This is a genomic window from Azospirillum lipoferum 4B, assembly GCF_000283655.1.
Classification (GTDB): domain Bacteria; phylum Pseudomonadota; class Alphaproteobacteria; order Azospirillales; family Azospirillaceae; genus Azospirillum; species Azospirillum lipoferum_C.
On the sequence record NC_016622.1, the window covers coordinates 1,584,517 to 1,606,740 of the forward strand.

The window sequence follows — 22,224 nt, forward strand, 5'->3', positions numbered from 1 at the left end:
CACGCTTAATCCACACGCGGGAACGCTCGGTCCCGAGAAGACACCCACTCGAACATTAGACCCACACGATACCGAGGGAGCTATCCATGCCCGCACAGATGGTCGCCGATGAAGTCCGCATGGCCAGCCGCATCCACGCGCGCCTTCTGGACGCCTTCATCGCCCTGACGGAGCGGGAACTGGCCGGACTGGCCCCGGGCTTCGCCGAAGAAAGCCTGCTGGAAGCGCTGGAAGGGCTGCGCGCCGCCCGCAAATCCTACGGCACGACCGCCGGGGTCATGGTCGTCTCGAATCTACAGTTGCCGCAGGCCTCCAACGCTGCATGATGCCGCGCCAGCAATGGCGATGACCAATCAGGCCGATTCCGTCTTGCGGGTCCGTGGCTTGCGCGTCTTGGGCGGCTCGCCTGCCACAGCTTCCGGCGCGACACCGGTCGGTTCGGTGGTCTTGACCGCCTTCGGCTTGGCGTTGGTGGTCTTGCGCGGCGCCTTCACGACCGCCACGACCGGAGAGCGGTCTGGAACCACCGCCGTTTCCGCCAGGATCGCACGTTCGGCCCGAAACCAGTGCTCGGCGTCACGCCCTTCCGGACAGCCCTCGTCCAGCCAGATCGCATAGGCGCGGTCACGGACGCGCTGCTCGACATCCACGGTCATCACATCTCCCCAGGGAATGGTGATCAGGTTTGCTGCACTGCAAAGTCTGCCGAAATTGTGGGGTACGCGCAACCAAGCGAATGGTTACCGGCACTCCGCCTCAGCCATCGGCCGTCATTCCGATGACGTTTCGCCGGGCTCCGACTGCCGGTTCTGCTGGAACTCTCGCCACTTGGCGACATTGCGATTGTGATCCGGCAACGACTTGGCGAAGACATGTCCGCCGGTCCCGTCGGCAACGAAATACAGGAACTCGTGCCGTTCCGGCTTCATCACCGCCTGAAGCGACGCCTTCCCCGGGTTGGCGATCGGGCCCGGCGGCAGGCCGGTGATCTGATAGGTGTTGTAGGGCGACTCGAGCTTCCAGTCATTGCGGGTCAGTGTCCGACCAAGGTCACCGCTGCCATGGGTCAAGGCGTAGATCACGGTGGGATCGGACTGCAGCTTCATGCCGGATTCGAGCCGGTTGACGAAAACGCCCGCTACCCTCGGCCGTTCCGCCGCAACGCCGGTCTCCTTCTCGACGATGGAGGCCAGCGTCAGCGCCTGCTGGGGGGTCTCATAGGGAAGGTTCGGCTCCCGGTTCCTCCACGCTTCCGCCAAGGCCTGCGTCATCGCAGTCTGCATGCGCTCGAGCAATGCGGGACGGCTGTCACCATAGGCAAAATGGTAGGTCTCCGGCAGGATGGAGCCTTCCTTCGGCGGCTTCGCGATCTCGCCGGTCAGCACCGTCTCGCGCTCCAGAAGCGCCACCACCTGGGCGGAGGTCAACCCTTCGGGAACGGTGATGCGGCGCACCACGGTGCGGCCCTGGCGCATTTGCTCCAATACGCCTTCGATGCTGATTCCGGCCGGGAACTGGTACTCGCCGGCCTTCAACTCGCGGAAGGTTCCAGTCAGCTTGGCTGCTGCGGCAAAAACCAGAGGAGATCCGATTACGCCGGAATCGCCCAACGTGATGGCAATAGCCTCCAAGCCACTGCCGCGGGGAATGACGACGGTCTCGGCCTGCTCAAGCGGTCCGGGTGAGGTGTAGCGCTGGACCCCCCAGACGCCTACCCCGCCCGCTGCAGCGGCCGCGAGGGCCAACGTCCCCGCGAATAGTCGGAGACCCCAGCCCATCGCTCACCTCATGAAGGCAGAAAATCGCAACGCCGGTGAAGGCCTTGGCTTACGCGAATTCCTTGAACACCAACGACGCATTGGTGCCGCCGAACCCGAAGGAGTTCGACAGAGCAGCACGGACACGGCGTTCCTGCGCCACCTTCGGCACCAGATTCACGCCCAGGCAGCTTTCCGAGGGATTCTCGAGATTCAGCGTGGGCGGAACGATGCCGTGGTTGATCGCCTTGATCGAATAGATCGCCTCGACCGCACCGGCGGCGCCCAACAGATGGCCGATGGCCGACTTGGTGGACGACATCGCCAGATTGTCCATGGCATCGCCGAACAGACGCTTCACAGCGCCGAGCTCGATCTCGTCACCCAGCGGTGTCGAGGTGCCGTGGGCGTTGACGTAATCGATGTCGGACGGGTTCATCCCGGCACGCTTCAGCGCAGCCTTCATGGCGCGGAAACCGCCGTTGCCGTCCTCCGCCGGAGCGGAGATGTGGTGGGCATCGCCCGACATGCCGTAGCCGACGACTTCGGCATAGATGGTGGCGCCGCGCTTCTTCGCGTGCTCCAACTCTTCCAGCACCACGACACCGGCACCCTCACCGATGACGAAGCCGTCACGATCCTTGTCGTAGGGCCGCGAGGCCTTTTCGGGCGTGTCGTTGAAGTTAGTGGACAGCGCGCGCATGGCGGCGAAGCCGCCGACACCGAGACGGCTGACCGCCGCCTCCGTACCGCCGGCGACCATGACATCGGCGTCGTCCCACATGATCAGGCGGGCGGCGTCGCCGATGGCGTGCGCGCCGGTCGAGCAGGCGGTGACGACCGCGTGGTTGGGGCCCTTGAAGCCATGCTGGATCGAAATGTGGCCGGAGGCCAGATTGATCAGGCAGGCCGGGATGAAGAAGGGCGACAGGCGGCGCGGCCCCTTTTCATTCATGGTCACGGCGCCATCGGCGATGCCCGGAAGGCCGCCGATGCCGGAGCCGACCATGACGCCGGTCCGTTCACGTTCCTCATCGGTCTGGGGAGCCCAGCCGGAATCCTTGATTGCTTCCTGTGCCGCGGCAATGGCGAAGATGATGAAGTCATCCATCTTGCGCTGATCCTTCGGCGAAACGAAGGAGTCGGCGTTGAACTCGCCCTCCCCTGTTCCGCGCGGGAGCTGCCCGGCGACTCTGGAGGCTAGGTCCGAAGCATCGAACCCCGTGATGCCGCGGATTCCCGAAGTTCCGGAAATCAGCCGCTCCCAGTTCAGCGTGTGGCCGACGCCGAGCGGCGTGACCATACCGAGGCCGGTGACGACGACACGTCTCATGAGGCTCTTCCTTGACCTTTCCTCGAAAATAATGTCGACGAACGAGTCGTCGACGGCCAGGCCCCGCGTTGCGGATGAAGCAGGTACGGTTTGCCTGGCCCTCGGGGGCTCAATGCCCGCGGCCCGATCAGGCGGCGGCGTTGGCCTTGATGAAGTCGATGGCGTCCTTCACCGACAGGATCTTCTCCGCGGCGTCGTCCGGGATCTCGACACCGAACTCTTCCTCGAAGGCCATGACCAGCTCGACGGTGTCGAGGCTGTCAGCGCCCAGATCGTCGATGAAGGAGGCGTTCTCCACCACCTTCGACTCCTCGACACCCAGGTGGTCCACAACGATCTTCTTCACGCGCTCGGCGATGTCGCTCATCTTTTAAGACCTTCCAATCCTTGAATCCGCTCGGGATAATCCGGTCGGAGCAACACGCGAAGAACGTGCCGTCCTGCCGCGAAAAGCCCCGTCCGATAACACATTTCAGCAGCCTTGACCAGCACCCGCGAGGGTTCCTGGTTGGCGCCGTTCTTCACACGTGGCGATACCGCCCCGTCGGATCCTCATCAGATCATGGCCATGCCGCCGTTGATATGCAGCGTCTGGCCGGTGACGTAGGCGGCCTCCTCGCTCGCGAGGTACACGACCCCGGCGGCGATCTCTTCCGGCTGGCCCATGCGGCCGGCCGGGATGACGGGGAGCAGCTTCTGCTTCTGCTCGTCGTTCAGGGCGTCGGTCATGGCCGTGGCGATGAAGCCCGGCGCGACGCAGTTGACGGTGATGCTGCGCGAGGCCAGTTCGGCCGCCAGCGACTTGGACATGCCGATCAGGCCTGCCTTCGACGCGGCGTAGTTGGCCTGGCCCGGATTGCCGGTGACGCCGACGACCGACGTGATGTTGACGATGCGGCCCCAGCGGCGCTTCATCATGCCGCGCATGGCGGCCCGCGACAGGCGGAAGGCCGCCGTCAGGTTCACGTCGATCACCGACTGCCAGTCCTCGTCCTTCAGCCGCATCGCGATCTGGTCGCGGGTCAGGCCGGCGTTGTTGACGAGAATGTCGATCTTCCCCAGCGCCGCCTCGGCGTCCTTGAACAGCTGCTCGGTCGCCGCCGCCTCGGAGAGGTTTCCGGGCACGACGAAGGCACGCTCGCCCAGTTCGGCCGCCAGTGCTTCCAGCGGGGCGACACGGGTGCCGGACAGGGCGACGGCGGCGCCCTGGGCGTGCAGGGCACGGGCGATCGATGCGCCGATGCCGCCGGACGCGCCGGTGACGAGGGCCGACTTGCCGGTCAGGTCAAACATGGATGGCCTCACGAGGCTGATGTATCAGGAGACTGTTGGTCACAGGGTCTTCAGGAACGACTCGACATCGGCCGGCGTGCCGACCGACACCGCCGCAAGGTCCTTGTCGATGCGCTTGGTCAGTCCGGCCAGCACCTTGCCCGACCCGACTTCAACAAGCCGCTCGACGCCCTGCTCCTTCATGGAGAGAACGCATTCGCGCCAGCGGACCATGCCCGTCACCTGTTCCACCAGCAGACGGCGGATGGCGTTGGGGTCCGACACGGCCGACGCCGTGACGTTGGCGATGACCGGAACGACCGGGGCCGAAATGGTGACGTTCGCCAGAGCCTCCGCCATCGCATCGGCGGCAGGCTGCATCAGCGAGCAATGGAAGGGAGCCGACACAGGCAGCCGGACCGAGCGCTTCAGCCCGCGTTCCGCTGCCAGCACGATGGCGCGGTCGATGGCCTCGGCACTGCCGGAGATCACCACCTGCCCGACCGAATTGTCGTTGGCGATGCTGCACACCTCGCCCTGGGCGGCGTCGGCGGCGATCGCCTGCGCCTGCTCCAGATCGGCGCCCAGCAGGGCAGCCATGGCGCCCTTGCCGACCGGCACGGCCTTCTGCATCGCCTGACCGCGCAGCTTCAGCAGGCGCGCGGTGTCGGCCAGCGTGAAGGCCCCGGCGGCGCAGAGCGCGGAATATTCGCCCAGCGAGTGGCCGGCGACGAACGCGGCATGCTTGGACAGGTCGACCCCGCCCTCGCTCGCCAGAACCCGCATCACCGCGACGCTGACCGCCATCAGGGCCGGCTGCGCATTCTCGGTCAAGGTCAGGTCGGCCTCGGGGCCTTCAGCCATCAGGCGCGACAGCCGCTGGTTCAGCGCATCGTCCACCTCTTCAAAGGTGAGACGAGCGACTTCGAACGCCTCGGCGAGTTCGCGGCCCATGCCGACGGCCTGGCTGCCTTGCCCCGGAAAGACGAACGCCCTGGTCATGCTTCGGTGTAACCCTGGATGAAAGCGCCCCGCCCCTGCGGCGGCACCATGGATTGGGCGACAGTCATACCCTCACTTTTTAGCAAGTCAAGCGACGCGCGATGACCAAAGCGCCAACGGCGCGATAAAACGCCACATATTAAGGGAGAACGCCCACGAAAAACCTCCCGGAGAACGGGGATGTTCGCGGGCGTTGTGCGCCGGGTCTTGGGCTGTATCCTGCGCTGCAAACAAAGCGGACAAATCAACGAGGCATCAAGGGCGGAACGGGAGGCCGGCGATCACGCCTTGCCGACCAGCACCACACGGGTCCAGGGCCTCAACCGCGCCAGCGCCTCCAGCACCATCGGCCCGACCAGCCCCGAGATCAGCGCAACGCAGAAGATCACGCCGTCCCCGGCATCCATGCGGTGCAGCAGCACGCGGGTCCCTGCGGCGAACATCGCGTGATGCAGATAGATCGCGTAGGAGGACGCTCCCACCATGCGGAAAACGCGGCTGGACGGCATCGCATGGAGAAGGGTCACGGCTCCGCCCATGCCGCACAGCAGCGCGACGCCGCTGTTCCAGCCGAAATGGGGCAAATACCCCCAGAGCGAGGCCTGATGCAGGGCGATGCCCAACCCCAGCGCCGTTCCGGCGGTACCCGGCAACATCGTGCCCGGCACCATCGCGCGGAAGCGGGTCACCCCCACCCCCAGCAGGAAATGCGGCAACAGGAAGCAGGCTTCGTTCACCGACAAGATATTCGAGTCGAAATGCACGGTCAGACAGGCGGCAACCGCGACTGCCATCGCGAGCGCAAATCGGCCCGGCCGGTCCATCAAATGCGCCGCGTCGAGCAACGCCACCACGGAGAAGATCAGGAACAGCGCCTGCAGGTACCAGAAATGGGCATAGGGGAAGACATAGATCCGCCACATCGAATCGGGGACGAGTGTCCCGTTGGCTCCGGGTGCGTGGGTCTGAAGGAAATAGAAGAGAGCGGACACCACCAGGAACGGGAAGCCCAGCCGGCGCAGCTTCTTGAGGAAGAAGGTCGTCAGCAGCTCGACCCGGGCCGGATTCACGGCATAGACGAGCCCGGAAATGAAGGTGAAGAGCGGCATGCGAATCAGCTCGAAGCTGTCGGTGGCGTACCGGTAGATGGAACCATCCGCCACCTGCATGCCCGCCCCCGGGGTGCCGACCACATGGTAGGCGACCAGCAGGATGCAGGCCAGCCCCCTCAACTCCACCACATGATACGGCAATAGATTCCTGCGCATGGCTACTCCGGGCACCGGGCTGACATCGCCGGAGGCGGGTCGGCAGGCCCGGATGGACCCAACCGCAAGCTCCGCCTTGAGCGGCTTGCGGAACATGGCGCCTGCGCAGGTCGATTGCACTTCGGTCAAATGCGCTGAAGCTATCCCCGGCGATATCCACCGTTGCACCGGGCTTACCCAGCGCACGGCCGGAGCGGCGCGCCCGGGCTCATCCGGCCGGTTCCCTGGAAAGGGGATGGTTTTCCCGAAGGTGGCAGCGCGAGCGGCCGGATTTCCGCTTGCTACCACCGCCGGCCTGTGCATACTGCGCCGCTTCATAACTCCTTGCCGGCGGTCCGCCGTCGGCTAGGCCCGGGCGGCTGATCCGATCCATGAGGGATGGGGCGCAGCGCCGGACCATGAACAGCCATGGGGAGTGCAATGGCACTTTACGAGTGCGTGCTGATCGCGCGCCAGGACATTTCGGCCGCCCAGGCCGAGCAACTCTCTGAGCAGTTCGCCCAGATCGTCCGCGACAACGGCGGCACGATCGCCAAGAGCGAATACTGGGGTCTGAAGACCCTCACCTACAAGATCAAGAAGAACCGCAAGGGTCACTACACCCTCTTCAACATCGACGCGCCGGCCGCCGCCGTTGCCGAGATGGAGCGGAACATGAGCATCAGCGAAGACGTGCTGCGCTTCATGACCGTGCGTGTCGACGCCCTCGATGCCAACCCGTCGGCGATGATGCAGAGCCGCAACGAGCGTAGCGAGCGCGGCGACCGTGGCGACCGTGGTCCGCGTCGCTTCGACGACCGTGGCCCGCGTCCGCCGCGTCGCCAGGAAAACGTTGCCGCCGCCGAAGGGGAGACCGCGTAAATGTCCGACAAGCAGACCACGGGCGCTCCCGCCCGCACCGGCGGCGCCCGCCGCCCGTTCTTCCGTCGCCGCAAGACCTGCCCGTTCTCGGGTGCGAACGCTCCGGCGATCGACTACAAGGACGTCAAGCTGCTGTCCCGCTTCATCTCCGAGCGCGGGAAGATCGTCCCGAGCCGCATCACCGCGGTCTCGACGAAGAAGCAGCGTGAACTGGCCCGCGCCATCAAGCGCGCCCGTTTCCTGGCCCTTCTCCCCTACGTGGTGAAGTAAGCCCGGCAAAGGGCCGAAGGGTTTCGGTGAAGGCAGTCAAGGGGTTTCCATGGCCTTGGGTCCGGCCGGTCCGCTGGTGGTCGCCGTCGGCGGCGGCCTGATAAGTGCGTTCTTCTACCTGTCCGTGATGTTCGGCGGGATGGGAGCGCTGATCCTGGGCTATCTGGCCCCCCTGCCCCTGTTCCTCACGGGACTGTGGCTGGGGGCGCCCGCGGCGACGATGGCCGGCCTGGCCGGCGCCGCCGCGGTGTTGCTGGGCACCTCCGGCAGCATGCTGGTGGCGCTGTCCTACCTGGTGACCGGGGCCGCCCCGGCGATCCTGGTGGTGCGGCAGTCGCTTCTGGCACGCTCACGAGAGGATGGAACCCTGGAATGGTATCCGCCCGGCCGGGTCCTGATGGGCCTAACCGGGATGGGCGTGGCGGCGCTGCTCGCCGCGGTGATCCTGACGCTCGGTCAGCCCGGTGGGCTGGAAGGGCTGATGCGGCAGACACTGGCTCGAGTCGTCGAGCCGGCGTTTCGCATGCAGGGCCAGCAGGCTCCGGATCCCGAGGCATTCTGGGTGGCGGCCGTCCTGCCGGGACTGGTTGCGGTCTCATGGCTTGTCATGATGATCGTCAACGCGGTGCTGGCGCAGGGGGCGCTGATGCGGTTCGGCCGCAACCGGCGCCCTGCCATGCGTCTGGCCGAGCTGGAGTTGCCAAACTGGCTGGCGCCGCTTTTCGCGGTGTCGGTCGCGGCGGCTTCGGTCGTGCCGGGAACCCTCGGGTTCCTGGCGGTCAATCTGGCGCTGATCCTGGCGGTTCCTTTCGCCTTCGCCGGGCTTTCGGTGGTTCATGTATTCGCCAGCAGCCGGTCGGCCCGCACGCTGATCCTCGTTGGCTTCTACATGATGCTGTTTCTCTTCGGGTGGCCGATCCTGCTTTTGGTCGGCCTGGGCATGATCGAGCAATGGATCGGGCTGCGCCGCCGGTTTTCCCCCGCGGCCCCCGGTCAGGAGGACGAGTGATGGAAGTTATTCTGCTGGAGCGGGTCGAGAAGCTCGGCCAGATGGGCCAGGTCGTCAATGTGCGTCCCGGCTTCGCCCGCAACTATCTGCTGCCGCAGCGGAAGGCCATGCGCGCCACCAAGGCGAACCTGGCCGTCTTCGAGAAGCAGAAGGCCCACCTTGAGGCCGTGAACCTCGAGCGCCGCAAGGACGCCGAGCATGTCGCGACCAAGATGGACAACGTGACGGTCGTCGTGATCCGTCAGGCCGCCGAGACCGGCGTCCTGTACGGCTCTGTGACCACCCGCGACGTTTCCGACGCGCTGACCGCCGCCGGCTATAAGACCGACCGCAAGCAGGTCCAGATCGATACCCCGATCAAGACCCTGGGTCTGTTCAAGCTGCGCGTCGTCCTGCATCCGGAAGTGTCGATCACGGTCACGGTCAACGTCGCCCGTTCGGCCGAAGAGGCCGAGCTGCAGGCCCAGCGCGGTGGCATGATCACCGCCGCCGACCTGCGCGACGAGGACGAGGAAGAAGAGACCTACGTCGAAGAGACCGCGACCGAGGAAGAGGAGGGCTGATCGCCCTTCTGCCAATGTCTGGCCGGACCTGTGTCCGGGAGGCTGCGGCATCGTCGCACCGCTCGTCCGGAAACCGCCCGCCCCAACCGGGGCCGGGCGGTTTTCCGCATTCGGGCGGGGGTTCCGCTGCGGAACCTCAGCACTGACCCGCATGCATATATCCGTGACGTCCGATTTGGGTAGCAGTCCTGACCGATCGACCGATTGTCGCACCCCCTCCCCACGCGCATGCTGGATTCGGCACCGCGGAAGGAGTTCGGCATGCTGCTGGTTCGTCTGCTTGCCGCCGCCAAGGGCGACGGAACCCTGAATCTCGTCACCGTCGATGGAGAACACCATCGGATCGGCTCCGGTCCACCCAAACTGACGCTTCGGCTCCACGACCGCGCTGTGGAGCGGGACCTGCTGATCAATCCCCGCCTGCGCTTCGGCGAAGCCTATATGGATGGGCGCCTGTCCATCGAGGGCGGCACCATCTACGACCTGCTGTCGATGCTGATGAGTGGCAGCGAGGTGCAGGGGGCGCTCGGCCGCGCCGTTGAAGCGCTGTCGCCGATTCTGCGCCGTGCGCAGCAGTACAATCCGATGCGGCGCTCACGGCAGAACGTCGAGCATCACTACAACCTATCGCGCGAGTTCTACGAACTCTTTCTCGACCGCGATATGCAGTATTCCTGTGCCTACTTTTCCGAACCGGGCATGTCGCTGGACGACGCGCAGGAAGCCAAGAAGCGCCACATCGCAGCCAAACTGCTTTTGGTGCCTGGGATGCGCGTACTCGACATCGGCTGCGGCTGGGGTGGCATGGCGCTTTATCTTGCCCGGCACACGGGAGCGCGGGTGACCGGCATCACGCTGTCCTCCGAACAGTTCGAGGTGGCGAAGCGGCGGGCCGAGGAGACTGGGCTGTCCGACCGCGTCACCTTCGAACTGCGGGACTATCGGGAGTTCGCCGGCACCCACCCGGCCGCATTCGACCGCATCGTCTCGGTCGGCATGTTCGAGCATGTCGGCGTGCCGCAGTACCGCACATATTTCGACGCCGTCCGCGGCATGCTGAACGAAGATGGCGTGGCGTTGATCCACTCCATCGGCCGGCTGAAGGAGCCGGGAGCCACCAATCCGTGGATTCGGAAATACATTTTCCCCGGCGGCTATTCCCCTGCTCTGTCGGAGGTGTTGCCGGTCATCGAGCGGTCCGGACTGTTCACGACCGACCTGGAGGTGCTGCGCCTGCATTACGCGGAGACCCTGCGCCATTGGCGCAGCCGGTTCGACGCGCGGCGGGACGAAGCTAAGGCACTGTATGACGAACGCTTCTGCAGGATGTGGGAGTTTTATCTGGCCGGTGCGGAACTTTCGTTCCTGCTGCAGGGGCACATGGTGTTCCAGGTGCAGGTCGCACGCAACTTGGGTGCGGTGCCGCTGACGCGCGACTACATGGTGAATGCGGAACGCCATCTGGCGAAGGGATCGGCCGGCATCGGTGCGAGCGTCGGCGGTGTGCCGATGCTCCGGCCCGCACACAGCCCGGAGTCGGCGAACTGACCGGTTGAACGCTGCGATCGGCGGCTTTCCGGCAATTTCCGACGGCTGGAACGGCAATATCCAGCCAACCGGTAATACCAATTGACCATCATGGCCGGCTGTAGTGCCGCGTTGCAAGCGGAATCATGCGACATCGACGCCTAAGCCGCCGCCGTGCCTTCCTTTCCGTCACGGGGCGATGCTATATAACCGCGATTGATTTCCGCCCGGGGTACCGGGGAGCCACCCATGCGGCATGCTCCCCGGCAACAAGCGCCCGCTGGACGACGCGCCCGGCTCCCAAGGAATGACAACGCCCTTACCCGTTCGGGGAGATCTCGCACCCATGACCAAGATCAAGGTAGCCAATCCGGTCGTCGAACTCGACGGCGACGAGATGACGCGCATCATCTGGCAGTTCATCAAAGACAAGCTGATCCTGCCCTACCTCGACATCGACCTGAAGTACTACGACCTCGGCATCGAGAACCGCGACAAGACCGACGACAAGGTCACCGTCGAGTCGGCGAACGCCATCAAGCAGTATGGCGTCGGCGTGAAGTGCGCGACCATCACCCCGGATGAGGCGCGGGTGAAGGAGTTCAACCTCAAGAAGATGTGGAAGTCGCCGAACGGCACGATCCGCAACATCCTGGGCGGCACCGTCTTCCGCGAGCCGATCGTCTGCTCGAACGTTCCGCGCTACGTCCCGGGCTGGACCAAGCCGATCATCATCGGCCGCCACGCCTTCGGCGACCAGTACAAGGCCACCGACTTCGTCGTTCCCGGCCCGGGCAAGATGACGATCAAGTGGGAAGCCGCCGACGGCAGCAGCCAGATCGAGCATGAGGTGTTCGACTACCCGAGCGCCGGTGTGGCGATGGGCATGTACAACCTCGACGATTCGATCGAAGGCTTCGCCCACTCCAGCTTCATGTATGGTCTGGAGCGCGGCTACTCGGTCTATCTGTCGACGAAGAACACGATCCTGAAGGCCTATGACGGCCGCTTCAAGGACATCTTCCAGAAGATCTTCGACGAGACCTATGCCGACCAGTTCAAGGCCAAGGGTCTGGTCTATGAGCACCGCCTGATCGACGACATGGTCGCCTCCGCCCTGAAGTGGGAAGGCGGCTTCGTCTGGGCCTGCAAGAACTACGACGGCGATGTGGAGTCGGACGTGGTGGCGCAGGGCTTCGGCTCGCTGGGCCTGATGACCTCGGTGCTGGTGACGCCGGACGGCAAGACCGTCGAGGCCGAGGCCGCCCACGGCACGGTGACCCGCCATTACCGCGAGCACCAGAAGGGCAAGGAGACCTCGACCAACCCGATCGCGTCGATCTATGCCTGGACCCAGGGTCTGGCCTATCGCGGCAAGTTCGACGATACCCCGGACGTGGTCAAGTTCGCCCAGACGCTGGAGCGCGTCTGCGTCGAGACCGTCGAGTCCGGCTACATGACCAAGGATCTCGCCATCCTGATCGGCCCGCAGCAGCCGTGGCTGACCACCAAGCAGTTCCTGGACAAGCTGTCGGACAATCTGGAAAAGAAGATGGCCGCCTGGTCGTAAGACCTGCACTGTCTTTCTCAGGGTGCGACGCCGCGTCCGGGTCAAACCGGATCGCGGCTCGGCTAGGGTTCGGGCGGGGAGTTTCGGCTCCCCGCCTTTTTCTTATCCGGTTCAGGAAGGACCCAACCCGATGCCCAACGATCTGTTCCGCGTCGCCGTCGTCGGCGCTGGCGAGACCGGAACGCCCCTGTTGCGCAAGCTGCTGGCCGCCCCGTTCGTCGAACTTCTGGGCGTGGCCGACCTTGATGCAGAGGCGCCGGGCATGCGCCTCGCCAGTCACCGCGGCGTCAAGACCACCACCGACTTTCAGGAATTGGCCCGGTTGGGCGAGCAGCTGGACGTGCTGATCGATGTCACCGGCGTACCGGCGGTCCGCGAATCCCTGCGCAAGGCGATGCAGGAAACCGGCAACCATCACACGGTGATCGTCCACGAGATGGTCGTGCAACTGATGCTGTCGCTCCTGAATGGCGAGTTGGTGCGCTTGAAGCACGATACGCAGGACTATTGAGGCGGCGGCGTTTGCAGGCTCCGCGAATTGCCTCATGATGGGCCGAGGGTGTCCACCGCGGCGCCCGCCCATATCGGGAGCCCATGTCAGGAGCGGCCATCGCATGGAACTCGGCATTCTGGTCATTGCGGCGTTCGTTCTGGTCGTCATCCTGGCGATCACCAGCGTTCGCATCGTCCCCCAGGGGTTCAACTTCATCGTCGAACGGCTGGGCCGTTATCAGGAAACGCTGCTGCCGGGCTTCAACGTCATTTTTCCGGTCATCAGCTCCGTCCGCGCGAAGGTCGACATGCGCGAGACGGTGGTGGACGTGCCGTCGCAGAGCGTGATCACCAAGGACAACGCCGCGGTGACCGCCGATGGCGTGCTGTATTTTCAGGTGCTTGATCCGATGAAGGCGACCTATGAGGTCAATGACCTGCAGCGGGCGATCCAGACGCTGGCGATGACCACCACCCGCACGGTGATGGGCTCCATGGATCTGGACGAGTTGCTGAGCCAGCGCGAAGCGATCAACGCCAGCCTGCTCCGCGCGGTGGACGAGGCGACTGCCTCCTGGGGCGTGCGGGTGACCCGCATCGAGTTGCGCGACATCACCCCGCCCGAGGACATCGTGCAGGCGATGGGCCGCCAGTTGAAGGCTGAGCGCCTCCGCCGTGCCCAAATCCTGGAGGCCGACGCGGAGAAGGAAAGCCAGATCCGCATTGCCCAGGGCAAGCTGGAAGCCGCCAAGCTGGAGGCCGAAGCGCGTGAACGACTGGCAGAGGCGGAAGCCAAGGCGACCCGACTGGTCTCGGAGGCGGTGGCACAGGGATCGAACCAGGCCCTGGGCTATTTTCTCGGCCAGAAATACATGGAGGCGTTGAAAGCCTTCGCCGCCTCTCCCAACCAGAAAACCATGATCCTGCCAGTGGAATTGGCTGGCGTCGCCGGTGCCCTGGCCGGGCTGGGCGATTTGGTGCGCGATGCCACCCCACCCCGGACGCCCGCCGCATCACAGCCCCCGCCGCGCAATCCGTGGTCAGTGCCACCGACTTCGTCCTCGGCGGACGGGGAGTGACCGCATGTCGCCGCTGCTGTGGGGAGCGCTGGGTGCTTTGCTGATTGCAGCGGAATTGGTGCTGCCCGGAATCTTCCTGATCTGGTTCGGCGGGGCGGCTTTGCTCACCGGCCTCGTCACTGCACTCTGGCACGATTGGGGGCTGATCAACGAGGCTGGCTTCTTCACCATCGCCGCGGGCACCGCAGTGGGCATCGCCATTGCCCATGCCCGGCGGCGCAACGCGTCGGCGGAAGTCGACGCCTCACGGATCAACGACCGTGCAGGCCAGTTGGTCGGTCGGGCAGTGATGCTGACTGAACCGATCGCCAACGGCCACGGACGCGTGTTCGTCGGCGACACGCTATGGGCGGTGGAAGGGCCGGACCGGCCGGCCGGAACCGCCATGGTGGTCGCCGGGCACCGCGGAATGATACTGCTGCTTCAAGATGCGACGGAGCCACCACGGCAGAGTACGTATCACGGTGCGGCGGAGTGACCGGGAATCCGCCGAAAAGGCGCTGCATGCCGACACACCGTCTCCTGCCCGACGGGGAGCCATCAAGCTCCGTTGGAGGAGCGCCGAGCACGAACAGGCGGTGAGAGCAGAAATCGTTGGCGTTGAGCGAGGTGGCTGCCGTTGTCCGTCGGCCCGTTGCGGGGTGGCGGCTTTATCCCCCTGCGACGGGTGAGCAAATCTCGACCAGACATCCATCGATATCGCGGACATAGCCGACGATCTGACCACAGGGCTTCTCGACCGGCGGTGATACGGCGTCCGCTCCCGCAGCGATGGCCGTCGCATAGGCCGCCCGCGGATCGTCGGTCACGAGAGCGATCTCGAAACCGGAGGAAATCTCGCCCTTGAGGTTGGGACGGATCGCGAGGCCATTCATTTCCGCCATCGGCTCGCCGGCGAAGGCCAAGGTCGTTTCTCCGGTATCGAGCTCCGCGTACAGGTTGCTTTCATGCACGAAGCGACGCTTCAGGCCAAAGGCACGTTCGTAGAAATCAATCGTGGCAAGCACGTCGGCAACATAGATGATGGTGTATCCGAGCTTCATGCTGCGCTCCCGACCTGTTTGCGGTGCCCCGCTTTCTGCGTTCTTCCCCTCGCAGCCACCAAACAAAAAAGCCCGTCTCTCCCCCGAGAGCGGGCTTTTTGAACAACCGTTCGGCGGATCAGGCAGCGCCGACGTTGCGGTCCTCGTCACGCTTCTTGCTGCCCGACGCCGGCTGGTAGGCCAGGGCGGCATGTTCGGCGCAATAGGGCATGCCGGGCAAAGCGGTCTTGCCGCAGAAATGGAAGTCCTGATGCTTGGGATCGCCGACCGGCCATTTGCACATCCGCTCCGTCAGAGCAAGAATGGTGGCGCCACGCGTCGGCTTCTTCTTGATAGGCGACGGCCGGCCTGACAAGCCCAGACGGTGGGCCTTGCCGATGACCGCGTTGCGGGTGATGTCTCCCAGAATGTCGGCGATCTCGCTCGCGCTCAACCCCTGGGACCAGAGATCCTTGAGCTGTTGAATCCGCTCGTCCGTCCAACTCATCCCCGAGTACTCCCGATCCGGTGTCCGGTTATGTTGTGGCAAACAGGTCACGGTCTAGTGCCGTTTTCCATAAGCCGCAACATTTTGTGCCAGCCGGTGAGGAAGCTACCAGATGACGGCCGCTGACGATAGGGGGCGCGGCAACATTCCTGTTGATAAGTCGGTGGGTAGACTCATGAATTCAGAGCGCCATACACCTCCTCGGCGACGCCGGACAGAGTGTCCCGGTCGAGCTCGCCAGTGACGGCCAGCGCCAAGCCATTGTCTTTCCAATACAATGCACGCACTCCACCATCCTGGGCGAAACGGAATGCCGAACCTGAGGTGTTAGGATCGGGGCGGATATACAACGTGATGCGACGCCCGGCCGCATCCTCGTACATGTACAAGGCCACAGGCCCAGCGGAATCGGCCAGAAGACGCCCGCCGATCAGCTGGTAGCCTCCCTTTGTGACTTTTGGGCAACGCATAGTCTTGCCCAGCCGCTTTGACAGCCAGTTCACCAGATGCGCCTCGTCCTCCACACCGATCTCGACCGGGTGGCGGACCTCGACGGAGAAAACGCGATGGGCGGCGACTGCATCGGCGATGAAGGCGGCGGTCGGCGCCTCTACCGCTCCGGCCATCCGCTCGCGCAGGAGCCAGCCGCCGGCCCCGCCGGCAACGAAGACCAGGAGAGAGGCGGCGACCGCCGTACCCCACACTGCCCCCCTGCCCCACTGCGCAACACTCCAGCGGCTGACCGCAGGGTCGGGATGCTCGCGCGCGGTGAAGGGCGGGGTCAGGCGGTCGGGCAGCGGCCGGTCGATCAGCGGACCGAAACACTGCCCCAGCATGGCCCGCTGAGCGCGGTAGCGTTCGAAGCGCTGGGCGATCTCGGGATGGTCGGCAAGATGGCGCTCGACGTCGGCCAGACGCTCCTCCGGCAATTCGCCGTCCAGCCAGGCATGCAGCTCGGCCTCGGTTACGGGATTGCGGGTGCCGCTCATCACTTGATCCTCCTGACCACCTGCTGGGTTCCACCGTCCAACAGGACCCTCAGCTTTTCGCGCGCCCGGGCCAGCCGCGACATCACCGTCCCGATCGGCAATCCCAGAACCTCCGCCACCTCGCGGTAGGACAGCCCCTCCATTCCCGTCAGCAGCAGGATGGTGCGGTGTTCGTCGCTCAGCTGGGCGAAGGCGCGGGCGAAGTCGCGCACCGCCCCGCGGTCGGCCGGCGGTGCGCTCAGCGCCAGATCGTCGGCCAGATCCTCCACCGGCACCTCCGCCCCGCGCCGCCGCCGCCCGCGCTGGCCGGAGATGTGCAGGTTGTGCAGGATGGTCATCAGCCAGCCGCCAAGCTTCGACGGGTCGCGCAGCGCATGGCGGTTGGCCAGCGCCTTTTCCACGCAATCCTGGACCAGATCGTCGGCGTCGGAACGGTTGCCCACCAGGGCGGTGGCATAGCGCCGAAGCCGCGGCACATGGTCGGCGATGGCGCGATCATCGATATCGGGCGGGCTCATCAAAGATCCGGGAAGGGCGTCGTCACCTGTCATGACGCCCTGCCCTGCCGCTTTATTCCGGCCGCGCCCATCGAAATTCACTGCCCCGGCGAGGAGAAGCCGGCCTTGCCGTCGAAATTGCAGAGGTTCTCGGTCTGGGTGAAGTCGATTCCGGCCTCTGCCAGCCGCCCCAGCAACTCGACGATGGCCCCATGCTGCACCGGCCCGCCATTCGCCAGGAAGCGGCAGCGCCAATGGTCGGTGCAGAAGACGTCGGCGTTGCCGTCCGGCCAGACCCGCTGCGAGCGGTTGGAGATGCTGGCGAGCGTCAGCGCCTCGGTCGACAGCGGCAGCACCAGCTCCGCCAGATCGTCGGGCAGGCCGCCGGACCATTGCAGGAAGACGTCGACCCCCACCAGTTCCTTGAGCGCGCGGACGCGCGGCGCCAGCCGGTTCAACCCGTCATAGGCCGGCCGCATGGTGGAGTAGCCGACCGGCGGCATGGTGACGGGGGTCTGCCCCAGCCGCTCCACCACCGCCTCGGCGAAGGCGTTGGTGCCGGCACGCACCCGGCCCAGGCCGCGGGCATAGATGTCGGCGGTGTGGATGCCGTCCTCGATGGTCTTCAGCCACGCATTGTGGATGCGCGCGGCGATGTCGCCCTGGCCGATATGGACCAGCATCATCACCGCGGCCATCAGCAGGCCGGACGGGTTGGCGATCCCCTGCCCGGCGATCATCGGGGCGGAGCCGTGGATCGCCTCGAACATGGCGCAGGTCTCGCCGATGTTGGCGGAGCCGGCCAGCCCGACCGAGCCGGTCAGCTGGGCGGCGATGTCCGACACGATGTCGCCGTACAGGTTCAGGGTGACGATGACGTCGAAGCGCTCAGGCTGGTCGGCCAGCCGGGCGGCGCCGATATCGACGATCATGTGGTCGGCCTTGATCTCCGGATAATCGGCGGCGATCTCGTAGAAGATCTTCAGGAACAGCCCGTCCGTCATCTTCATGACGTTGTCCTTGACGAAGGCCGTCACCTTTTGCCGGTGGTTGGAGCGGGCAAAGTCGAAGGCGTAGCGGACGATGCGCTCCGAGCCCGGACGCGAGATCAGCTTCACCGACTGGATCACGTCGTCGGTCTGCCGGTGCTCGATCCCGGCATAGAGGTCTTCCTCGTTCTCGCGGATGATGACCACGTCCATGCGCGGGTGCCGGGTCCGCACATAGGGGTGGTAGGACACGCAGGGGCGGACATTGGCGAACAGGCCCAGCGTGGTGCGGGCGACGACGTTGAGCGACTTGTTGCCGTATCCCTGGGGCATGGTGATCGGCCCCTTGAGGAAGACGCGCGTGCGGCGGATCGAACCCCAGCCGGCGGCATCCAGCCCGCCGGGGTGGCCGCGCTTGTAGACCGCCTCGCCCGCCGGAACCTCTTCCACCTTCAGCCGCGCGCCGGCCGCGTTCATCACATATAGCACCGCATCCGTGATCTCTGGGCCGATGCCGTCGCCGCGGGCGACCGTGACGGGGGTGATATCGCGCATGCACTCACTCCAAGGGGACGCGCGACCGTAGACGGAAACCGGGGGATTTTTCAATGGTTGGAGGCAGCGACGGATCGCAGCAACCGGCCGGCGGCGGCGGGGCGACCCCCTCTTCCCGCCGGGGCGAGGAAGAGGGGGCGGCAACCGGTCAGTGATGGGCCCCGGCGAGGCCGCCACGGCCGTCCGGCACGCCGATGCTGACATTCTGCATCATGCCCTGGTCCTCATGGTCGAGGATGTGGCAGTGCAGCACGAATTCGCCGATGAAGCGTTCGTAGCGGGTGCGGACGGTCACCTTGTAGGTGCCCTTCGGCGGCTCGGTGGAGCTGAGCGGCTGGGTGATGTCGCTCTTCACCCAGATGGTGTCCTTCCACACGCCCTTCATGCCGGCATAGTCGGGATCGCCGGAGCCGGCCTCGCTGACGTCACGCCCGTCGGGGCCGATGACCGACACGATCTGGAACGGGTTGACGTGGATGTGGAAGGGATGGCTGACGAAGTAGGACTGCAGTTCCCACTGCTGGGCCGTGCCCAGCACCACCGGCCGGTCGACCACGTTCGGCTGGTAGGCGGACGCACCCTTGGGGCCATAGGTGCCGTCGGGGTTCTGCACCACCTCGAAGCTGTTGGAGACCTGGAACAGCGGGTTGGTCCGCGTCGCCCCATTGGGCGGGATGTTGATGTAGAAGACCAGTTCCTGCTTGGGCTGGTGCACCACCTCATGCGCGGTGATCGGCGGATGGGCGGTGAAGCGGGTGAAGCGCGGGCAATAGGGGGTGTCGACCATCGTCTTGCCGAGACAACGGGCGTTCAGGTCGCCGATAACCTCCTTGGCGACGGCCGGCGCGTATTTGGTCGCGTTGACCGACAGCTGACGGATGATCTCCTTCACCGGGTCCTTGACCACGCGGTCGCCGCGCACGCGGACGAAGCCGAGCACGCCGGTGGAGGTCGCGGTCTGGTCGGGGCTGGCGTTGGCCGCCGCCGGCTTGTTGACCACGCAGTAGATGCCGGGTTCGGGGAAGTTGACCAGCAGGTCGTCGCGATAGCCCGGCTGCATCGGCACGCTGGTGCGCACCTGCCCCTCGGTCATGGTCAGGCCGTCCGAGGCGGCCAGGATGTAGGGGACCGGCTGTCCGGTGCAGCGTTCCTTGGCGAAGCGGTCCTGGTCGGCGGCTGACAGGGTCTTCTCCCGCTGGAAGAAGTCGGTGACGTCGAGCTTGCGGAACTCCACCGTGATGGGGGAGCGCACGCCGCCATGGATCAGGCGCCAGCGCTCGGTCTCGCCGACCTTGGCATTGGCGAAGATCGGACGCACGCGGCCGTTGACGGTGGTGAAGCGACCGGATTGTTCCCAGGTGCCCGGCCCGAACTGATCGTAGGACACGATCTCGCCCACCTCGCCCGGCGCGCAGCTCCAGTCGATGGACCCGTCTGGCTTGGTCTTCAGCTTGCCGTCCTTGGTGCAGGCGTAGGGGATCTGCTCGAACAGCAGGACCCGCTCGGTCATCGCCACGCCCTTGGGGCTCTTCAGCAGGGTGTCGAGATCGCCGTTGACATCGCGCGTCGGCGGACGGTCGCCGCGGATGATCAGCGCCCCGGCCATACCGCTGCCGACCTGCAGCGCGGTGGAGCCATGGCGGTGCGGGTGGTACCAGAAGGTGCCCGCCGGATGATCGGCCGGAATATTGTATTCATATTCGAACGCGACGCCGGGATTGATCGACACCAGCACATTGTCGCTGTTGCCGGTCGGGCTGACCCAGACGCCATGGCTGTGCAGGTTGGTGCCGTTGAAGCAGTGCGGGTTGTTGATGTCCGCCTGCGCCTGATTGTTGCAGTCCGGGTCGGGCGGCAGCTGGTTCTGCAGCTTGATGCGCACCGTGTCGCCCGGCGTCGCTTCGATGGTGGGGGCGACATAGGGGTGGTTGGGGTCGACATCGGTGCCGCGGTAGCTGCGCAGCCGCACCGGGTCGGGCCGGCCCTGCGCCGGGTTGCGGATGTAGCCGTCGGTGAAGGTCACGAACAGGTCGTAATTGCGCACCTGACCGGCATGCGGCCGGGGAGCCGCCTGCGGCTGGCGCAGCAGAAGCGAACCGGCGCGCGGCGAGGCCGAATTCTTCAGCAGCGGCGGATTGCCGAACGCCTCGCCGGCCGGCTCGGCAGCGCCCTTGGCAGGAGCGGTTGCCGCCATGGCGGCCGGCGCCGCGCCCAGCGCCAGGGGCAGCAGCAGACCTATTAAATATGCATTCTTCATGAAACGCTCCATCGGGAACCGGTCATGAAGCCTATTATGCGTCCTGAAAATTGTTAATTGTAACATTGTCACACGTTGAATCACTCCCCGGTCCCTAACCGCCTCCTGCCGGCCGCGGCGGCCCGGACAATGGTGGCCCGGACGGGGGCGGCCCGGACGATGGCGGCCCGGACGGGGCGGCTGGAACGTTTGAAACGCTGTGAACCGTTTTCGCGGCGGCGTTCAACCGTTCCATCCGCTTACCTGGAGGCCGTTCACCGGGAGCCGCTCACCGGGGGCCGCTCACCGGCGGCGGGTGTAGGGCCCGTCCCCGCCCTGCCGTTCCAGCGCGGACCCGAGATTCGGATAGGGATCGCTGGGATTGTAGGTCCAGGGATAGACGCCCTTCGGCCCCTCGGCCTCCGGCCGGGCAAGGATGGCGGCGATGTCGTCCGCTTCGGGCCGGCGACGTTCGCGGATCGCGCCGGGAACGCTGTCGTCGTCGAAAGCGGGGACGGGCGCAGCGGGCATCCCGGCGGCCGGCGCGTCCGGGGCGGCGGCAGCGGGGCAGCGGTTGCCGGGGGAGGTCTGGGCGGTGTCCGGCCGGTCGGCGCCGAAATCCTTCAACAGGCCCAGCTTCTCGGCCAGCCAGCGCACGGTGCCGGGATCGCCGATGGAAACCAGCCGTTCGATCTGCTCCGTCACCAGGGCGCGGAGCGAGGACAGGCGAAGCTCCGCCTCCCGGTTCAGCGCCTGCCTCTCCCACCAGACGCGATGGCGGAAGGGCTGCGAGCCGTAATAGGCCCGCCACAGCGTGGTGCGGCTGCACCCCATGGCACGGGCGACCTGCTGGAAGGAGGCGCCGCGCGCCAGCATGCCGGCGGCCATGATCCACTGTTCCTCGTGAAAGCGCGATCCGGGAACCAGCGAGCCCTCCGGCGGGACCGGCGGCTCTTCGGCCCAGCAGGGGAAATTGTCGGCGGGACGGGCGGTGGAGGTGGCGGCTTCGGCGGGGTTCAGGCAGTCGGGCATGGGGTGGCTCCTGGGTTGATTGGGCACAGGCTCCTATTTCAGCGGGAAAATCCGGTTCATGGTAGGATAAAAATCATATTTTTAACTTCGGCCCGTCCGATGGCCGAGCTGCCTCGCCATGGGACAGGGCGGCGGCAGCCGTCACCACCACGGCCGGCCACGGCATGGCCCGGCGGATGGGGCACATCCTTGGAAATCAGTTGATGAGAAAACAAGTCCGATTTGGACACATTCCGTTGAATGATACATCTTGCTGCAAAAGACGACCATTTTTGCGCGCCTACCATCGTAGTGATCTTAGGCGTCATTCAACGCGATGAGTATCGTCGACGACAATCACCCACCGAGACGAAAACTCGACGAGGATAGTTGTTATCGTCACGGCAAATGCAG

At 65.5% G+C, this 22,224-nt stretch carries 24 protein-coding genes; 10 read left to right on the forward strand and 14 right to left on the reverse strand.

All coding sequences use genetic code 11. From position 1 onward, the window contains the following. Positions 1-86: 86 nt before the first annotated feature. Positions 87-326: a hypothetical protein gene (locus tag AZOLI_RS07310; protein ID WP_014247965.1), complete on the forward strand. Its 240-nt coding sequence runs from the start codon at positions 87-89 to the stop codon at positions 324-326. Positions 327-353: 27 nt separating this feature from the next. On the opposite strand, the gene AZOLI_RS07315 is transcribed toward AZOLI_RS07310, so the two are convergent. The 7 genes from AZOLI_RS07315 to AZOLI_RS07345 form a co-directional block, all read right to left on the reverse strand. Continuing rightward, entirely contained in the window at positions 354-656 is a 303-nt protein-coding gene (locus AZOLI_RS07315) for a DUF2934 domain-containing protein (protein ID WP_014247966.1), read from the reverse strand. Positions 657-770: 114 nt separating this feature from the next. After that, a complete protein-coding gene (mltG, locus tag AZOLI_RS07320) occupies positions 771-1,778 on the reverse strand; it encodes an endolytic transglycosylase MltG (RefSeq protein ID WP_014247967.1) in 1,008 nt (335 codons plus the stop codon). A 49-nt stretch (positions 1,779-1,827) separates the two neighbouring features. Further along, complete coding sequence (fabF, locus tag AZOLI_RS07325) at positions 1,828-3,090, reverse strand: beta-ketoacyl-ACP synthase II (RefSeq protein WP_014247968.1); 1,263 nt, start codon at positions 3,088-3,090, stop codon at positions 1,828-1,830. A gap of 127 nt (positions 3,091-3,217) precedes the next feature. Beyond that, positions 3,218-3,457 carry an acyl carrier protein gene (locus AZOLI_RS07330; protein ID WP_014247969.1) on the reverse strand — a complete coding sequence of 80 codons (240 nt, stop codon included), beginning with the start codon at positions 3,455-3,457 and terminating at the stop codon, positions 3,218-3,220. Positions 3,458-3,645: 188 nt separating this feature from the next. Next, positions 3,646-4,383: a 3-oxoacyl-[acyl-carrier-protein] reductase gene (gene fabG, locus AZOLI_RS07335; RefSeq protein WP_014247971.1), complete on the reverse strand. Its 738-nt coding sequence runs from the start codon at positions 4,381-4,383 to the stop codon at positions 3,646-3,648. A gap of 39 nt (positions 4,384-4,422) precedes the next feature. After that, on the reverse strand, positions 4,423-5,364 hold the full coding sequence (fabD, locus tag AZOLI_RS07340; RefSeq protein ID WP_014247972.1) for an ACP S-malonyltransferase: 942 nt from the start codon (positions 5,362-5,364) through the stop codon (positions 4,423-4,425). Positions 5,365-5,645: 281 nt separating this feature from the next. Beyond that, on the reverse strand, positions 5,646-6,752 hold the full coding sequence (locus AZOLI_RS07345; protein WP_244442553.1) for an acyltransferase family protein: 1,107 nt from the start codon (positions 6,750-6,752) through the stop codon (positions 5,646-5,648). Positions 6,753-7,052: 300 nt separating this feature from the next. Here AZOLI_RS07345 and rpsF point away from each other — a divergent pair, with 300 nt between their 5' ends. The 9 genes from rpsF to AZOLI_RS07390 all read left to right on the forward strand — a co-directional run bounded on the left by rpsF (position 7,053) and on the right by AZOLI_RS07390 (position 14,481). After that, positions 7,053-7,493, forward strand: coding sequence for a 30S ribosomal protein S6 (gene rpsF, locus AZOLI_RS07350; RefSeq protein ID WP_014247974.1), 441 nt, complete (start codon positions 7,053-7,055; stop codon positions 7,491-7,493). After that, positions 7,494-7,763: a 30S ribosomal protein S18 gene (rpsR, locus tag AZOLI_RS07355; RefSeq protein ID WP_012974291.1), complete on the forward strand. Its 270-nt coding sequence runs from the start codon at positions 7,494-7,496 to the stop codon at positions 7,761-7,763. It abuts the gene before it with no gap. A gap of 49 nt (positions 7,764-7,812) precedes the next feature. Then, positions 7,813-8,772 carry a DUF2232 domain-containing protein gene (locus AZOLI_RS07360; RefSeq protein ID WP_014247975.1) on the forward strand — a complete coding sequence of 320 codons (960 nt, stop codon included), beginning with the start codon at positions 7,813-7,815 and terminating at the stop codon, positions 8,770-8,772. After that, positions 8,772-9,335, forward strand: a complete 564-nt coding sequence (gene rplI, locus AZOLI_RS07365) for a 50S ribosomal protein L9 (protein ID WP_014247976.1) — start codon at positions 8,772-8,774, stop codon at positions 9,333-9,335. The genes AZOLI_RS07360 and rplI overlap by 1 nt, the downstream gene beginning before the upstream one ends. Before the next feature lie 261 nt (positions 9,336-9,596). Beyond that, positions 9,597-10,883, forward strand: a complete 1,287-nt coding sequence (locus tag AZOLI_RS07370; RefSeq protein ID WP_085938472.1) for an SAM-dependent methyltransferase — start codon at positions 9,597-9,599, stop codon at positions 10,881-10,883. Between the two features lie 325 nt (positions 10,884-11,208). Continuing rightward, positions 11,209-12,432, forward strand: a complete 1,224-nt coding sequence (locus AZOLI_RS07375; RefSeq protein ID WP_014247978.1) for an NADP-dependent isocitrate dehydrogenase — start codon at positions 11,209-11,211, stop codon at positions 12,430-12,432. A gap of 130 nt (positions 12,433-12,562) precedes the next feature. Continuing rightward, positions 12,563-12,943, forward strand: a complete 381-nt coding sequence (locus AZOLI_RS07380; RefSeq protein WP_014247979.1) for an oxidoreductase — start codon at positions 12,563-12,565, stop codon at positions 12,941-12,943. Positions 12,944-13,046: 103 nt separating this feature from the next. Beyond that, positions 13,047-14,003, forward strand: coding sequence for an SPFH domain-containing protein (locus AZOLI_RS07385; protein ID WP_014247980.1), 957 nt, complete (start codon positions 13,047-13,049; stop codon positions 14,001-14,003). Between the two features lie 4 nt (positions 14,004-14,007). After that, entirely contained in the window at positions 14,008-14,481 is a 474-nt protein-coding gene (locus AZOLI_RS07390; RefSeq protein ID WP_044549825.1) for an NfeD family protein, read from the forward strand. A gap of 172 nt (positions 14,482-14,653) precedes the next feature. Here the strand turns inward: AZOLI_RS07390 and AZOLI_RS07395 are convergent, their stop codons facing one another. The 7 genes from AZOLI_RS07395 to AZOLI_RS07425 all read right to left on the reverse strand — a co-directional run bounded on the left by AZOLI_RS07395 (position 14,654) and on the right by AZOLI_RS07425 (position 21,831). After that, positions 14,654-15,046, reverse strand: a complete 393-nt coding sequence (locus tag AZOLI_RS07395) for a VOC family protein (RefSeq protein WP_014247982.1) — start codon at positions 15,044-15,046, stop codon at positions 14,654-14,656. A gap of 118 nt (positions 15,047-15,164) precedes the next feature. Then, entirely contained in the window at positions 15,165-15,533 is a 369-nt protein-coding gene (locus AZOLI_RS07400) for a GcrA family cell cycle regulator (RefSeq protein ID WP_014247983.1), read from the reverse strand. Between the two features lie 173 nt (positions 15,534-15,706). Then, a complete protein-coding gene (locus tag AZOLI_RS07405; RefSeq protein ID WP_014247984.1) occupies positions 15,707-16,522 on the reverse strand; it encodes an anti-sigma factor family protein in 816 nt (271 codons plus the stop codon). Then, positions 16,522-17,040, reverse strand: a complete 519-nt coding sequence (locus AZOLI_RS07410; RefSeq protein WP_244442455.1) for an RNA polymerase sigma factor — start codon at positions 17,038-17,040, stop codon at positions 16,522-16,524. Before AZOLI_RS07410 ends, AZOLI_RS07405 begins: the two co-directional genes overlap by 1 nt. Positions 17,041-17,117: 77 nt before the next feature. Then, on the reverse strand, positions 17,118-18,563 hold the full coding sequence (locus AZOLI_RS07415; protein ID WP_014247986.1) for an NADP-dependent isocitrate dehydrogenase: 1,446 nt from the start codon (positions 18,561-18,563) through the stop codon (positions 17,118-17,120). A gap of 148 nt (positions 18,564-18,711) precedes the next feature. Continuing rightward, a complete protein-coding gene (locus AZOLI_RS07420; RefSeq protein ID WP_014247987.1) occupies positions 18,712-20,820 on the reverse strand; it encodes a multicopper oxidase family protein in 2,109 nt (702 codons plus the stop codon). A 282-nt stretch (positions 20,821-21,102) separates the two neighbouring features. Further along, the gene (locus AZOLI_RS07425) at positions 21,103-21,831 is read right to left on the reverse strand and encodes a hypothetical protein (RefSeq protein ID WP_014247988.1); all 729 of its coding nucleotides are present in this window, start codon (positions 21,829-21,831) and stop codon (positions 21,103-21,105) included. Positions 21,832-22,224 lie beyond the last annotated feature (393 nt).